Origin of the sequence: Mesorhizobium sp. B2-3-15 (assembly GCF_006442875.1) — a bacterium.
Lineage (GTDB): Bacteria > Pseudomonadota > Alphaproteobacteria > Rhizobiales > Rhizobiaceae > Mesorhizobium > Mesorhizobium australicum.
In genome coordinates, this window is sequence record NZ_VFVO01000002.1 from 1 (window position 1) to 14,008 (window position 14,008).

13 protein-coding genes and 1 pseudogene are annotated in these 14,008 nt (G+C 64.1%); 5 read left to right on the forward strand and 9 right to left on the reverse strand.

What is annotated here, in order from left to right; translation table 11 throughout:
• Window positions 1-218: pseudogene (locus FJ954_RS04135) on the forward strand (UTP--glucose-1-phosphate uridylyltransferase); the annotation flags it as partial.
• Window positions 219-366: 148 nt separating this feature from the next.
• Window positions 367-2,751, forward strand: coding sequence for a polysaccharide biosynthesis tyrosine autokinase (locus tag FJ954_RS04140; RefSeq protein ID WP_140660513.1), 2,385 nt, complete (start codon window positions 367-369; stop codon window positions 2,749-2,751).
• 93 nt (window positions 2,752-2,844) lie between these two features.
• On the opposite strand, the gene FJ954_RS04145 is transcribed toward FJ954_RS04140, so the two are convergent.
• Window positions 2,845-3,927 carry an acyltransferase gene (locus FJ954_RS04145; protein ID WP_140660514.1) on the reverse strand — a complete coding sequence of 361 codons (1,083 nt, stop codon included), beginning with the start codon at window positions 3,925-3,927 and terminating at the stop codon, window positions 2,845-2,847.
• A 146-nt stretch (window positions 3,928-4,073) separates the two neighbouring features.
• Window positions 4,074-5,981: a propionyl-CoA synthetase gene (locus FJ954_RS04150; RefSeq protein ID WP_140660515.1), complete on the reverse strand. Its 1,908-nt coding sequence runs from the start codon at window positions 5,979-5,981 to the stop codon at window positions 4,074-4,076.
• 761 nt (window positions 5,982-6,742) lie between these two features.
• On the opposite strand from FJ954_RS04150, the gene FJ954_RS04155 reads away from it, so the two are divergent.
• From FJ954_RS04155 to FJ954_RS04165, 3 genes are read left to right on the forward strand one after another with little or no spacing between them, the layout of a single operon-like run.
• On the forward strand, window positions 6,743-7,045 hold the full coding sequence (locus FJ954_RS04155) for a PqqD family protein (RefSeq protein ID WP_140660516.1): 303 nt from the start codon (window positions 6,743-6,745) through the stop codon (window positions 7,043-7,045).
• On the forward strand, window positions 7,045-7,482 hold the full coding sequence (locus FJ954_RS04160) for a lasso peptide biosynthesis B2 protein (protein ID WP_140614927.1): 438 nt from the start codon (window positions 7,045-7,047) through the stop codon (window positions 7,480-7,482). Before FJ954_RS04155 ends, FJ954_RS04160 begins: the two co-directional genes overlap by 1 nt.
• Window positions 7,479-8,465 (forward strand): hypothetical protein, encoded by a 987-nt coding sequence (locus FJ954_RS04165; protein WP_015314204.1) that lies wholly within the window; start codon window positions 7,479-7,481, stop codon window positions 8,463-8,465. Before FJ954_RS04160 ends, FJ954_RS04165 begins: the two co-directional genes overlap by 4 nt.
• 8 nt (window positions 8,466-8,473) lie before the next feature.
• Here the strand turns inward: FJ954_RS04165 and FJ954_RS04170 are convergent, their stop codons facing one another.
• The 7 genes from FJ954_RS04170 to dhaL form a co-directional block, all read right to left on the reverse strand.
• Window positions 8,474-9,496, reverse strand: a complete 1,023-nt coding sequence (locus FJ954_RS04170; protein ID WP_181173981.1) for a nucleotidyltransferase family protein — start codon at window positions 9,494-9,496, stop codon at window positions 8,474-8,476.
• A gap of 70 nt (window positions 9,497-9,566) precedes the next feature.
• The gene (gene dhaK / locus FJ954_RS04175; protein WP_140660518.1) at window positions 9,567-10,553 is read right to left on the reverse strand and encodes a dihydroxyacetone kinase subunit DhaK; all 987 of its coding nucleotides are present in this window, start codon (window positions 10,551-10,553) and stop codon (window positions 9,567-9,569) included.
• A 38-nt stretch (window positions 10,554-10,591) separates the two neighbouring features.
• Window positions 10,592-11,014, reverse strand: a complete 423-nt coding sequence (locus FJ954_RS04180) for a hypothetical protein (protein WP_140660519.1) — start codon at window positions 11,012-11,014, stop codon at window positions 10,592-10,594.
• A 2-nt stretch (window positions 11,015-11,016) separates the two neighbouring features.
• Window positions 11,017-12,591: a phosphoenolpyruvate--protein phosphotransferase gene (gene ptsP, locus FJ954_RS04185; protein WP_140660520.1), complete on the reverse strand. Its 1,575-nt coding sequence runs from the start codon at window positions 12,589-12,591 to the stop codon at window positions 11,017-11,019.
• 41 nt (window positions 12,592-12,632) lie between these two features.
• A complete protein-coding gene (locus FJ954_RS04190; RefSeq protein ID WP_140660521.1) occupies window positions 12,633-12,935 on the reverse strand; it encodes an HPr family phosphocarrier protein in 303 nt (100 codons plus the stop codon).
• A 21-nt stretch (window positions 12,936-12,956) separates the two neighbouring features.
• Window positions 12,957-13,346 carry a dihydroxyacetone kinase phosphoryl donor subunit DhaM gene (dhaM, locus tag FJ954_RS04195; protein ID WP_015314198.1) on the reverse strand — a complete coding sequence of 130 codons (390 nt, stop codon included), beginning with the start codon at window positions 13,344-13,346 and terminating at the stop codon, window positions 12,957-12,959.
• Window positions 13,343-13,945: a dihydroxyacetone kinase subunit DhaL gene (gene dhaL / locus FJ954_RS04200; protein ID WP_140660522.1), complete on the reverse strand. Its 603-nt coding sequence runs from the start codon at window positions 13,943-13,945 to the stop codon at window positions 13,343-13,345. Before dhaL ends, dhaM begins: the two co-directional genes overlap by 4 nt.
• Window positions 13,946-14,008: the final 63 nt, after the last annotated feature.

Consider the following 14,008-nt stretch of genomic DNA (forward strand, 5'->3'; position numbering starts at 1 on the left):
ACGAGATCCAGCTGACCGACGCCATGGTTCGCCTGTCGCAGGAGCAGCCATTCTTTGCCCAGCCTTTCAAGGGGCGCATGTTCGACTGCGGTTCCAAGGAAGGGTTCATCCAGGCCAATATCGCCTTCGCGTTGGCGCGCGACGACATGAAGGGCCCGGTTTTCGAGATGCTCCGGGAGTTCGTCCGGACGCATGAACGCCAGGAAGAAGCCGCATAATGCCCATCTTTCGGGAGTATTGTCGGGTGGCTGACGGCGCAGGGGCCGGCCGGCTCCGCGCTGTCCGGCACCAAGCGTGTGTCGCGCCTGCCAATGCTCCCGATCTCTCCGGGGCCTGCGAGCGAGACAAGCCAGAATTGGACCGAAGATGAACTATGCCAATTTTCCTCTCGACAAGAGGATGCCATTGCCGAATTCGGAAGCAGGAGACGGCGACGACTTCATCGACATCGAGCGGCTGCTTGGCATGGCCGCACGGCAGGCCAAGGTGGTTGGCGTGTGCGCCGTCATCGGCCTCTTCCTGGGCATGCTCTATCTGCAGACCACGCCGCCAAAATTCGTGTCGGTTTCCAGCGTGTTGATCGATGAAGGTCTGAACAAGATCGTCGACGACATCTCGGCGGCATCGACGACGATGCAGACCGATTCCGCGATTCTGAGCCAGATCGAGATCCTGACCTCGACGCGGCTTGCCGCCGTGGTCGTCGACAAGCTCAAGCTCGACCAGAACGACACGTTCATGAACCCGCCCCAGTCGGCCCTTGCCCAGGGCGTCGGCCTGATCCGTGGTCTGATCCAGTATGTTCGTCCGAGCAGCCCGGTCATGCCGGGCGTCGGCGATATCACCAAGCTCGACCCCGCCGCGCGCGATGCGCTGATCGCCACGTCGCGCCGCGACTACGCGATCCTCAAGCTGCAGAACGAGATCAGGGCGGATCGCGTCGGGCGAAGCTACGTTATCGCGCTTGGCTACCAGGCGACGGATCCGGCATTGGCGAAGGCCATCACCAAGGCCTATGCAGACGCTTATCTCGCCGACCAGCTCGATGCCAGCTTCGACGCCACCGAGCGCGCGGCGGTCTGGCTGCAGGGCCGGCTAACCGAACTGCGCGAGAGCTCGCAGCAGGCATCGCTGGCGGTCGAGAAATTCAGGGCCGAACACGGCCTGTCCGCCAACAGCGACGGCCAGCTGATGAGCGACAAGCAGCTCGCCGACCTGAACGCCCAGCTCATCGTGGCGCAGGCCGACACCGCGCGTGCCAGCGCCCGTTACCAGCAATACAAGTCGATCGTCGACAGCGGCTCGGACAACGCTTTCAAGGATGCCGCCATATCCAGCGACCAGCCAGCCAGCTCGGTCATTGCGGCGTTGAAGACCCGCTACCTCACGGTCGCCAAACGGCAGCAGGATGTCGAGGCGAATTTCGGCCCGCAGCATCCGCAGGCGGTGGCGCTCGCCAAGGAGAAGGCCGATATCTCGACGCAGATCTTCGGCGAACTGAAGCAGCTCACCGAAAGCTACCGCAACGAGTATGAGGTGGCGTTGGCGCGCGAGACCGCGCTCAGGGCCAATGTCGCCGCCGCGCAGGGCAAGAGTTCGATCGACAACCAGTCGCAGGTCCAATTGCGTGATCTCGACCAGAAGGCGACGGCACTCTCCACGCTCTACCAGACGTTCCTCGGACGCTACGAGGAAGCCGCGCAGCAGCAATCCTTCCCGGTCGGCAAGATCCGCATCATCTCGGATGCGTCGACGCCGCTTGCCGCCTCGAGCCCGCGCACCGTCATCGTGCTCGGCCTTTCGCTGGTGCTCGGGGTTCTGATGGGCGCCGGCTTCGGCGGCCTCAACGAGTTCAACGAGCGGTTCTTCAGGACCGGCGAGGAGGTCCGCGACCGCGTCGGCCTCAAATTCCTCGGGTACCTGCCGACCATCGGCAGCAAACCGAGCAAGGAAGACAAGCCAGCCGAACCCGATCTCAAGGTCGCCAGATCGCCGGCCGCGATCGAAAGGCGCGCACGGATGCGGGTGAGCATCGACGCTCCGGCATCGATGTTCTCCGAAACGCTGCGCAGCGCCAAGATCGCCTTCGATGTGGTGATGGAAGGGCAAGGCAGCCGCGTCATCGGCGTGATCTCGGTCCTGCCCGGCGAAGGCAAGTCGACGGTCGCGGCCAATCTCGCCGGGCTGCTCGCCGCCAATGGCTCCAGGACGCTGCTCATCGACGGCGATCTGCGCAATCCGGGCCTTAGCCGCAGCCTCGGCATGGAAGCCGAGCAAGGCTTGATGGAAGCGGTGGTGAGCGGCCAGACTTGGCAGTCCGTCGGCAAGATCGACAGGCAGACCAAGCTGGCGATCATTCCGGCTGTGCTGCGCGGGCATTTCTCGCACACCAGCGAGCTTCTCTCCTCGGCCGGCATGCGGCGTTTCATCGAGAACGCCAAGGAGACCTTCGAATACATCGTCGTCGATCTCCCGCCGCTTGGCCCGGTGGTCGACGCCAAGGCCTTCGCGCCGCTGGTCGACGGCTTCGTGCTCGTCACCGAATGGGGCCGCACGCCGCGCGCCATGGTGCGTTCGATGCTGGAATCCGAACCCTATGTCGCCAACAAGATCGTCGGCGCGGTGCTGAACAAGGTCGATCTGAAGAAGCTCGCCAAATACGGGTCGTTCGGCGCGTCGGAGAAATTCTTCGACAAGTACTCGAGCTATTATCTCGACAAGTCGGAAGTGCGTTCGAAGGCGGCGGTCTGAGATAAGGCCGTTGCCATCATGTCTTGAACCTGCGCACCGTCCGGCCGCCGTTCATGCGGCCGGACATGAGGCGGAGCGGCGTATAGCTCGAGGCTATGCCGCCTTCAGCCGGTAACGGAAAAGCGTGTGGTCGAGCAGCAGCCGGATGCGCGGTTCGGCCTCGGTTGCCACCAGCCAGCTTGCCGCGATCATGGTCGCGCCGACCATTGCCATCGACAGGAGATAAGGCAGCCCGGAGCGCACCATGGCGCCGAGCATCGCCGCGCCGATGACGTCGTGGATCAGATAGAGCGGATAGGTCATCAGGCCGATCCGGCGCCAGCCGCTCCATCTGAGATCAAGCGTGAGCGACCACGCCATCAGCGCGATGGCCGCGAGGAAGATCAAGATTGGCGGCCCGTACGGCATCACGGCTCCGACTTTGATGCTATGGACGTCGACGGAGCTGGCGATCTGCAGCACCCCACCGCCGAGGAACAGCAGGCAGAAGCCAAGGCGAGACGCCGTCACCGCCTTGAACCGCATCAGCCAGATGAGCACGCCGACCGCGAAGAATGAGCCATGATGCACCAGCACGAGCTGCAGCCACCGCGTCTCGGCGAAGGCGGACCAGCCGAGCGGATAATAAAGGCACCAGAACAGCGTGCTGACCATGCCGATGACGATGGCAACCCTTTCCATCAGGTTGAAACGGCCGAGCCGCAGCAGGATCCAGACGATGGCGTAGAAGGCGATTTCGATGCCGAGCGTCCAGTAGACGCTGTCCACCCAGGGACCATAAGGCGCGAACAGGCCGGTGCGCACGAGCCGAACCACCGCATCGGTCGGCCAGCTCAAGCCGATCAGCAGCAACAGCGCCGTGGTGATCGGGGCACAAATCCAGACCGCCGGCGCCAGCCTTTTGACCCTTGCCTCGAAAAACCGCAGCGGCGTCGAATTCTCGGCGCTGAAGGCAATGACGAAACCGCTGATGACGAAGAAGATCTCGACGCCGACCCAGCCGGACCCGACCCAGGCGCCGATCCCAGGCTGCGCCGGAACGCCACCAGTCGCTTGCGCCGAGATGCCGTCGGGATAGGCCCAGACCCAGAAGCCGTAGTGATAGACCATGACCAGCACGGCGGCGAGAAACCGCAGGATGTCGATACCGCCAAAGGTTATTTTTTTCTGAGCCATGCGATCCAATCGAATGGCCCCCCGCGGGAACTGTAGGGCGGAATGTTGCATCGCACAATCTACGATTGCGCCCAGCGGTCATCACAAAGTTCGCCGCGTCGCAACATCGCGCAACGGTAGCTCCAGTCAGGTCCCGGCAGTGCTCCTTAGACGCCGATTCCGCGCTCCGTCAGGGCAGCGGTGATCTCATCGAGGATGGCGGGGTCGTCGATGGTTGCAGGCATCATCCACGCTTCCTTGTCGGCGATCTTCTGCATGGTGCCGCGCAGGATCTTGCCCGAGCGCGTCTTGGGCAGGCGCTTAATCGTCACCACGGTCTTGAAGGCGGCCACCGGGCCGATGCGCTCGCGCACCAGCGCGACGACCTCCTTCTCGATGGCGGCGCCGTCGCGCGCGACACCGGCGTTCAGCACCACGAAGCCGAGCGGAATCTGGCCCTTCATCGCATCGGCGATGCCGACGACGGCGCATTCGGCGACATCGGGATGGGCGGCCAGCACCTCTTCCATGGCGCCCGTCGACAATCGGTGGCCGGCAACGTTGATGATATCGTCGGTGCGGGCCATCACGTAGAGATACCCGTCCTCGTCGATCATGCCGGCATCGGCCGTCTTGTAGAAGCCGGGGAACTCATCGAGATAGGCCTGGCGGAAGCGGGCATCGGCGTTCCACAGGGTCGGCAGGCAGCCCGCGGGCAGCGGCAGCTTGACCACGACATTGCCGAGCGTGCCGCGCGGCACCTCATGGCCGGCATCGTCGAGCACGCGGATATCGTAGCCGGGCATCGGTACCCCGGGCGAGCCGTACTTCACCGGCAACAGGCCGAGCCCGGCGGGGTTGATGGTCATCGGCGATCCGGTCTCGGTCTGCCACCAATGATCGACCACCGGCACGTTCAGCTTCTGCTCCGCCCATTTGATGGTTTCGGGGTCGGCGCGTTCGCCGGCCAGAAACAGGGTGCGGAATTTCGACAGATCATATTTCGGCACGAACTCGCCTTTGGGATCCTGCCCCTTGATGGCGCGGAAGGCAGTCGGCGCGGTGAACAACGCAACCACGCCATGTTCCGCGATAACGCGCCAGTAGGTGCCGGCGTCGGGCGTGCCGATCGGCTTGCCTTCGAACAGGATGCTGGTGCAGCCATGCAGCAGCGGGCCGTAGACGATGTAGGAATGGCCGACCACCCAACCGACATCGGACGCCGCCCAGAACACTTCCCCGGGCTTCACGCCGAACTCGTTTTCCATCGTCCATTTCAGCGCCACCATGTGGCCGCCATTGTCGCGAACGATGCCCTTGGGCTGGCCGGTCGTGCCTGATGTGTAGATGATGTAGAGTGGATCGGTGGCAAGCACCGGAACGCAGTCGACATTGGCGCCGGCCGCCCGCTCCCGCGCGACCGCGTCCGCATAGTCGATGTCGTAGTTTTCCCTGAGCTCGCAGCGCAACTGGTCGCGCTGCAGGATCAGGCAGGCGTCCGGCTTGTGGCGGGATATCTCTATCGCCTTGTCGAGCAGCGGCTTGTAGGCGACGACGCGGCCGGGTTCCAGGCCGCAGGACGCCGAGATGATCAGCTTCGGCCTGGCGTCGTCGATGCGGGTGGCGAGCTCATGCGAGGCAAAACCACCGAAGACGACCGAATGCACGGCGCCGATGCGGGCGCAGGCGAGCATGGCGATGGCCGCTTCCGCCACCATCGGCATGTAGATGATGACGCGGTCACCCTTGCCGACGCCGCGGTTCTTTAACACCGAGGTCAGCGCCACCACCTCGCGCTTCAGTTCGGCATAGGTGAACTTTTTCACCGTGCCGGTGATGGCGCTGTCGTATATCAGCGCGATCTGGTCGGCCCGCCCGCCGGCGACATGCCGGTCAAGGGCATTGTAGCAGGTGTTGCAGGTCGCGCCAGTGAACCAGCGGCCGTAGACGCCGGCGGTGGCATCGAACACCCTGTTCCAGGGCGAATACCAGTCGATGGCGCCGGCCGCGTCGGCCCAGAATTTTTCCGGGTCGCGTTTCCAGCCGTCATAGATCTCGTGATAGCGTGAAGCCATCCGTACCCTCCCGGAAACCATTTGCCGTCTTTGCAAACAGCCTATGCTGTTTTTTCCGGCGCTGTCTTCCCTGATTTTCGTTTGAACCGGTCTTGTCCTGACCGGGATGCCCGCTGTCCGACGATATCGAGCGAGAGGATGTGAGCGCATGCGCCATCAATGGTCGATCGAGGCCAGGCTCGAGGAACCGTCCGACCTCCTACAGCCTGTCGGATCCTGTGAACACCGGCCGGCAAGCCGGCGGTGATCGTCGTGCTGGTGCAGCGCTTCAGCCAGGGCTTTTTTAAGGGTGCGATCGCCGCTTCATAGCGGTGACCGAACAACCCGCTGAACAATTCGTCGATTGCCGTCTAACAAGCCGGATTCGTTGGGCGAATGTCGACGGCGCTAGATCGGCAAGGCCACCAGCATGAGACCGACGCCGCCGAAGATCAAAATGGCTGTCGCCAGAGCTTTTCGATGACGTTCGAAAGTCGGAGCTCGCTCCCAATTGTAACGCATACGCTATCTCCCCAAGACCCGGGGAGTTCTTACCTTATCTCAGGGAAGAAAAGCAACGGTGCCGCCGGTCAGCATGCTTGCCTGGCGCGCCTTTCCGGCGACTATTTCTGGGACGATTTTCGACTCTGGATGGATGTTGCGGCCTCACGAGAGTATGTCCGCAAAATAAAGCCACGCGAGCCATCCCGGCCGACCAATAGACAGCGCCCCACCACCGCGCTATCTCATTTCCGGGTTTTGCATGGCTTTTGGGGTTCGTTATGGAAATTGCCTCTGGAACGGTTCTGCGACTGGCGGACGATGCCTCGGTTCAGCATGTCGGCGACGGCGCGGTGGTGCTTTTGGCGCGCAGCGGCCAGCTTTATACCTGCAACGGGACGACCGAAGCCTTTCTCGACAAGGTGGATGGCGTGCGCAGCCTCGGCCAGATCGTCGGCCTGCTTTGCGAGGAGTTCGAAATCGACAAGGGCACGCTTGACGAGGACATGGCGGCGCTGGCCAGCGATCTGGTCTCGGAAGGCATTCTCGCTGCTCCAGGCTTGATGGCTGAAGGCACCGCTTGATGGTGGACGGTCCTCTCCTGCGCGCCTTGTTCCGCTGTCATCTCTGGGCAAGCGCGCGGCTGATGCCAATTCTCATTGCCAATCGCAGCTTCGAGGACGTGCTGAAATGGGCGCCGCTCGCCTCGCCGGCGCCCTATCGCGGCCTGCCTGCCCCCTACATTGTCGCCCGCGTCAACCGTGCCGTGCGTCATCCCTGGCTGATGCGTGACCGCAGATGCTTGCGGGAGGGCTTGCTCGGCCATCGCTTCCTGCGCCTTGCCGGTTTCGATCCGCAGCTGCGTTTCGGCGTCGATCCGAAGTCGCTGCAAGCGTCGCGGCTGGCGGCGCATTGCTGGGTGTGCCTGGACGGCAAGCCGGTGGTCAGTGACAGCCTTCCCGGCATGGTCGAGATCTACCGTCACCCCGCCACCGCCGCCACGAAGGTGCGTTCCGCTTGACCAGACCTTCAGTATTCTATGACCTCAATGGCCAGATCCTCGGCATATCGGCCGAGCGCCCCGGCCTGTGGCAGGATTTCGACGGGATGCTGGGCACCTTGCGTGTCACAGGTCCCGTCGAGCCGGATTTTCGTCTCGAGATCACAGAGGCGGACGTTCTGGACGAAGCGCCCGGCGGATCGCTCGTCTTCGAGGGCGAGATACCGGAGGACGGCTACTGCCGGATGATCGCGGATGGCGGCACGGTCCATCTCGTCTTTCCCGAACGCCAAGCCGTTGTCGTCAATGACGAGGAGGGTTGGGCCGAACTCCGGGTTCGCCCCGGTGCGAAGGCCGCCTGGACGCCATCGATGCTGGTGTTGGACGCAGCACTCGACGCAGGCGGCCAGCATATGCTGCACACGGCCGGGCTGACGCTGCCGGGCCGCGACGCCGTCGTGCTGGTCCATGCCCCGAGCGGCACCGGCAAGACTACCACATCGCTGGCCTTGGCAACGCAAGGATTCGGCCTGTGCTCCGACGACGCCATGATCCTGAATCTCGCTTCCCCCACGCCTGCCGCCTGGGGTTTGCCGCGCCATGTCAAGATCCATGAGAAGACCGCGCGGATGATCCCGCTTGTGGCGCCATGCCTCGGTCTGTCATGGGACCGCAATGGCGAACAGGCTGTTTCGCTGGAAAAGCTGAGTGGGATCGTAAAAATCGAAAGTCCGACCGCCCGTCCGGTCGCAGCGCTCCTGCATCTTGCGCGATCCGGCGACGAAGAGACCCGGCTCGCGCCCATGGCCCGGACCGACGCGATGGTGGCGCTGGCGATGGACAATGTCCGCACCGGCGCGACCGGTCTGCTGCCGCTGCAGAAGCGCAGGTTGGCGGCGATCCGCGGACTGGTGTCGTCGGTGCCGACCTTTACCCTGGAAGTAGGCGTGCGTCCGGCCGATGCGGCGGCGCTGATAAGCGCTAGGTTGGCATCACTGGACTGACGGTTCCCTCAAGCGGCGTATGGCCTGGCCTTGGCCAGCCGCTGGATCCAGCGAAAGGCATCGCGGCGTAGCCGCGAGCCGATCTTCTCCCGGGAATTGACCCTGAGCAGCGTGTTGGTCGTGATCAGCTTCTTGGCCAGTCGGATCGACAGGTCGGGCTTTATTCGCCCGGCGAGTGCCAGCGCATGCGGTTCGTCGAACAGCCGCCCGGTTACGTTGAGCACGATCGCAAGTTCGAGTTCGATGCCGGTCATGCGCGCGGCGTCGAGCAGGCGGGTTTCCGAAACCGGGGATTGCAGCGCCCTCACACCTTGCAGCACGTCGACGCAAAGCTGCAGACGGTGGAATTTGTGGCCGCCGGCGGCATGCACGATGGCGATCGTCAGAAGGGCGGCCGGCGTATCCGTCGCGCCGCCATCGATGATGCCAAGCTCGCGAAAACCCAGCGACAGGCGCCGCCGCATGCCGGTGTCGTGCACAAGGTCGCCATGCAACTCGACCAGCAGGCTGGAATTCTCCTTTTCCAGCCATTTGAATTCCTGCAGCCGGTAAGATTCGGCCTCGTTGCTGGCAAGCTCGAAGCCGCATGCCGCAATCACCCGGTTTGCCCGCGCAAGGTCGGCGGGCTCGACCAGGATGTCGATGTCGGTGAAAGGCCGGTCGGATACATTGCGGTAGAGTTTTCGTGCGAAGACCGGCCCCTTGACGATCCGCGCCGGAATGCCTTCCGCCGCCATTCCCTTCATGATGCGGTCGCCATGGTACTGAAGCAGCATCGACTGGCCGGTGGCGATCGTCGCCCTCTGGCGCAGGTCGTCGAGTTTGTCTCGCAAACCAGTATCCGACGGCAGGTGCGCATCGCCACGCTCCCCGAGCTTGCGCAGCATGATCGGGAGGACGCCGTGGAATTCGACATTGTCGAGCAGGGCAGACAGGGCCTTCGCCGATAAATTCTCCCCGACCGCCACAGCCTCCGGATCGGCGAAGCGCAGCAGCAGTTTTTCTTCAGCTGGAGTAAGAGACGGCAGCATCGATCCGGACAAATCCATCGTTATGTGGATTGTCCGGAATGGTCGCAGAAAAGCACGGCTGAAGCCAGCCTTACACGCCCCAGCGCAGCGCGGCGGTGCGGACAGGTGCGTCCCACCATTCCGTCAGTTCGTCGTCGAGCAGGCTCAGCGTGATCGAGCAGCCGGCCATGTCGAGCGAGGTGACATAGGTGCCGACCAGCGACCGGGTAACCGTCACGCCATGTTGCTCGAAAATCCGGCGGGCGCTGTTGTACATCAGATAGAGCTCCATCAGCGGCGTGCCGCCGAAGCCGTTGACGAACAGCAGCGCGGGTCCTTTCGCCCTGTCGTCGAGATCGCCCAGGATCGCAGCGCAGATTTCTTCGACAATTGCATCGGCGCTTTTCAGCCTGTCGCGCCGGCGGCCGGGCTCGCCATGGATGCCGACGCCGAATTCCATCTCGCCTTCGCCGATGTCGAAGGTCGGTTTGCCGGCAGCCGGCACGGTGCCGCTGGTCAATGCCACGCCCATCGAGCGGGTGGCGTCGTTGACGCGGTCACCCAGCGTCTTCAACGCAGGCAACGCCACCCCGTGCTCGGCGGCGGCGCCAACGATCTTTTCCACCACCAGCGTGCCCGCCACGCCGCGCCGCCCGGTTGTGTAGGACGAATTCTCGACGGCGACGTCGTCATTGGTGACGACCTGCAGCACGCCATCGGACATCTCCGCAGCCATCTCGAAGTTCATCACGTCGCCTTCGTAGTTCTTGACGATGAACAGGCAGCCGGCGCCGGTGTCGACGGCTTGCGCGGCCGCCAGCATCTGATCCGGTGTCGGCGAGGTGAACACCTGGCCAGGACAGGCGGCGTCCAGCATGCCACGGCCGACAAAGCCGCCATGCAGCGGCTCGTGGCCGGAGCCGCCGCCGGAGATCAGCGCCACCTTGCCCGGCTTGAGCATCTTGCGGCGGATGAATTTGTGCTCCTCGCCAAGCACAAGGATGTCGGCATGGGCGGCCGCGAAACCGTCGAGGCTCTCGGTCAGTACCGTGTCCACCGAGTTCATGAATTTCTTCACGGCCGTCTCCTCCCGAAATAGCCTGCATCAAGGGTCGTTCAGCCGCTCTTGCCGGTGATGCTGGTGACCTTCTGGATGAATTCGTTGATCGCTCGGTCGAGCGCCGCATTCTGCTTGTCGTCGCCGAAATCCGGCACGATGAGCGAAACGTGCCTTGTCTTGCGCGCGCCCGAGGCGACCGAGATCTTCCCGGGATGTGCCTGGTGATAGGCGGCAAGAAACTGGTCCCGCTCGGCCTGGCTGAAATGGCAGACGGAAAAGATGGCCGGCAGATGTTTCGACGGAATGGGAATCGAGTAGCTCGGGCTCGAAATCTGCGTGACGAAGCTGCGGTGCTTGCCAAGCGCATCGGCGAGCCGCTGGCGCATGCCGGACGGCCGCTGGTCGATAACCTGCGACAGGATCGTCTTGTAGGCGCGGATCGCTTCTTCGGAACCGGGTTCGGGTTTGATGTCGGCCATGCCTAGACCGGAACGTCGGCTATGGCCGCCTTGGCCATGGCGAGTTGCGCCGGCGCCACGGAAAGATCGCGCAGACCGGCTTCCAGCAGAGAGGGAATCGAGGCGGGGTCGCCGCCGGCATCGCCGCACAGGCTGACGGCGATCCCGGTCTCCCGTCCAAAGGCCGCGACCGAGGCGATCAGCCTCAACACCGCAGGATGGCGGACTGAATTCAGGTGTGCCACAGCGGCATTGTCGCGGGCGGCCGCCATCACATATTGCGTCAGATCGTTGGAACCGATCGACAGGAAGGCGACGCCGGTAAACGCCTCCGGCGCGATGGCCACCGAAGGCACTTCGACCATGATGCCGAGCGGCGGCATCTTGTGCGCGATGCCGCGCGCGGCAAGGGCTACCCGCTCCTCGGCGAACAGGGCGGCGGCGCTCTCATACTCTGCTGATGTGGCGATCATCGGAAACATGATTTTGAGATTGCCGTGTAGCGCGGCGCGCAGCAATGCCCTGATTTGAATCCGGAATATGTCGGGCCTGGCCAGCGACAGCCTGATGCCGCGCAGGCCAAGGAATGGATTGCCTTCCTCGACGGTGAAGCCCGGCACCGGCTTGTCGCCACCGGCATCGACGGTACGGATCGTCACCGGCTTTTCGCCGGCCCATTCCAGCACCTTGCGATAGGCACGATACTGCGTCTCCTCATCCGGCAGCGTCTTGCCGAACAGGAATTCGGTGCGCATCAGGCCGACACCGTCGCAGGTCGCGATGTCGATGGCATCGACATCCCTAGGGTCGGCGATGTTGACCTGTACGCGCACCGTCGTGCCGGTTTTTGTCACGGCCGGCCGCGCCAGAAAAGTCCGTGCCTTACCCTGGCCGGCGGTGAAGGAGGAGGATGACTGCCGGAACGAGCCGATCTCGGCGGGCGAGGGCGCCAGGACGATATTGCCGTGCTCCGCGTCGAGCAGTGCCATGTCGGCAACAGCGGCAAGCGGCTCGCGCAGGCCCACGACCATCGGCACGCCACGCGAGCGTGCCAGCATGGCGACATGGCTGGCGGTGCTGCCTGCCTTCAGCGCGATGCCGCCGCCATGGCTCCAGTCGGTTTCGAGAAAGCGCGTCGGCGCGATGTCCTCGCCATAGAGGATGGCGCCGGACGGCGCGGCTTGGTCACTGTCCTCGGTCAGGGCACGCAGCACCTGGTCCCTGATATCCCGAAGGTCCGTGGCGCGGGCGCGGAAATAATCCTGGTCCGAAGCCTCGTAGCCGGCGATCTCGGCATCGAGCGCCTGCCGCCAGGCCGTGTCGGCGGGTGTTCCGGAAGCGATCGATGAGAAGGCCGGCCCGCTCAGCGCGTCGTCTTCCAGCATGGCGATGTGGAATTCGAGTATGTCGGCGGCATCTTTCTCGGCGGTCCCGACCATGGCCACGAGCCGGTTCACCGCCTTGCCGATCGCGGCTTGCAGCGACGCCCTCTCCTCGACGGAGCTTGCCTTGCTAACGTAAACGCCTGCGGGCCGGCCGAGGTCGAACAGAGGTCCCTCGGCATAGCCGACCGAGGCAGGAACACCCTCAATGCGCATGGCACGCGTTCCCAGCGGGTGAGCGCAGGCGCGGATCGGCCTCAAGCCGAGCGGACATGGCCGGCGTCCTCGTCGAAATCGCGCTGCACCAGTTCGACCAGCGCGCGGATAGCATCATCGGCACCATCGCCGTTGGCCCTGATGTGCAGCACCGTGCCCTTCGGCGCCTTGGCCGCCATCACCTTGACGATGCTTTTTGCATCGAACCATGGGCCGTTGGCGGCGAGTGCAATCTCCACCTCGGCGGCAAAGCTCTTGGCCAGCTTGGTGAACTTCACCGAAGGACGCGCATGCAGGCCCACATCGTGCGTGATCAGGATGGTCGCTTCGGCGGTTGCGGACATGTGTTCAAAAATCCCGTTCGCTCACGACGGCGACAATTCGTGCGCCGTCGCCACCACTTCCCGGAGCGAGGCGCCGCCGGATGCCTCGGTCGCCGCCATCACCGCGCCCTCGACGATCGGCGCGTTGCAGACGATGATTTTGTGCGCACGCGGTTCGCCGATCAATTCCACCGCCATTTCCGAATTGGTCTCGGCGCCGCCGAGATCGACAAGAATGGCGACGCCGGCGTCCGACCAGGCCTTGTCAATGGCGCCCATGATCGCCTCGACATTGGTGCCGAGCCCGCCATGGCCGTTTCCGCCGCACCACGCAAGCGGCACCTCGTCGCCGACCATTTGGCGTACCATGTCGGCCGTGCCCTCCGCGACCAGCGGCGAATGCGAGACGATCACGATCCCGACATTGCTCATGCCTTGCCCCCAATGATTTGCGCCAGCGTGCGCACCAGCAGCGCGGTCGAGCGCGCGCCGGCATCCATATGGCCGATCGAGCGGTCTCCGAGGAACGAGGCGCGGCCGCGCAGTGCCTTCATAGGCACCGTCGCGTCGGCGGCAGCGTCGGCGACGTCGGCTATTTCAGCCGCCGTCCTTTCCCCGGCCAAGGCGTCATGCACCGGCCGCAGCACATCGAGCATGGTTTTTTGCCCTACCTGCGACTTGCCGCGCGCGGCCACCGCTTCGATCGCCTTGCGGAAGGCAGCCGTCAGATTGGCGCGGTCGGGTTCCGCCGAAATCTCCTTGCCGAGCGCCATGAACAGCGTGCCGAACAGCGGGCCGGAAGCGCCGCCCACCGTCATCACCAGCTTGGTGCCAATTGCCTTCAGGGCGTCCGGCAGCGGCTTCGCGGCGAACACGTCGGCCTCGGCCCGTACGGCGTCGAAGCCGCGCTTCATGTTCAGCCCGTGGTCGCCGTCGCCGATCGCCTGGTCGAGCGCGGTCAATTCCTCGGCGTGCGCGGCAATCGCATCCGCGGCGGCCGTGATAAGCCTCGAAAGGTCCAGCGCCGTCATGTCGCCCGAATTCCCGGTTTGCACCTTGCCGGCAGTAGCGAAAGAACGGTCGTTCGACAACTG

What these genes read in the sequence shown, in the direction of transcription:
- FJ954_RS04190 (WP_140660521.1), bottom strand. Translation starts at nt 12,935, where the DNA reads ATGTCCGCAACCGCCGAAGCGACCATCCTGATCACGCACGATGTGGGC.
- FJ954_RS04155 (WP_140660516.1), top strand. Translation starts at nt 6,743, where the DNA reads ATGGAAATTGCCTCTGGAACGGTTCTGCGACTGGCGGACGATGCCTCG.
- FJ954_RS04160 (WP_140614927.1), top strand. Translation starts at nt 7,045, where the DNA reads ATGGTGGACGGTCCTCTCCTGCGCGCCTTGTTCCGCTGTCATCTCTGG.
- dhaM (WP_015314198.1), bottom strand. Translation starts at nt 13,346, where the DNA reads ATGAGCAATGTCGGGATCGTGATCGTCTCGCATTCGCCGCTGGTCGCG.
- FJ954_RS04180 (WP_140660519.1), bottom strand. Translation starts at nt 11,014, where the DNA reads ATGGCCGACATCAAACCCGAACCCGGTTCCGAAGAAGCGATCCGCGCC.
- FJ954_RS04140 (WP_140660513.1), top strand. Translation starts at nt 367, where the DNA reads ATGAACTATGCCAATTTTCCTCTCGACAAGAGGATGCCATTGCCGAAT.
- FJ954_RS04145 (WP_140660514.1), bottom strand. Translation starts at nt 3,927, where the DNA reads ATGGCTCAGAAAAAAATAACCTTTGGCGGTATCGACATCCTGCGGTTT.
- FJ954_RS04170 (WP_181173981.1), bottom strand. Translation starts at nt 9,496, where the DNA reads ATGCTGCCGTCTCTTACTCCAGCTGAAGAAAAACTGCTGCTGCGCTTC.
- FJ954_RS04150 (WP_140660515.1), bottom strand. Translation starts at nt 5,981, where the DNA reads ATGGCTTCACGCTATCACGAGATCTATGACGGCTGGAAACGCGACCCG.
- dhaL (WP_140660522.1), bottom strand. Translation starts at nt 13,945, where the DNA reads ATGACGGCGCTGGACCTTTCGAGGCTTATCACGGCCGCCGCGGATGCG.
- ptsP (WP_140660520.1), bottom strand. Translation starts at nt 12,591, where the DNA reads ATGCGCATTGAGGGTGTTCCTGCCTCGGTCGGCTATGCCGAGGGACCT.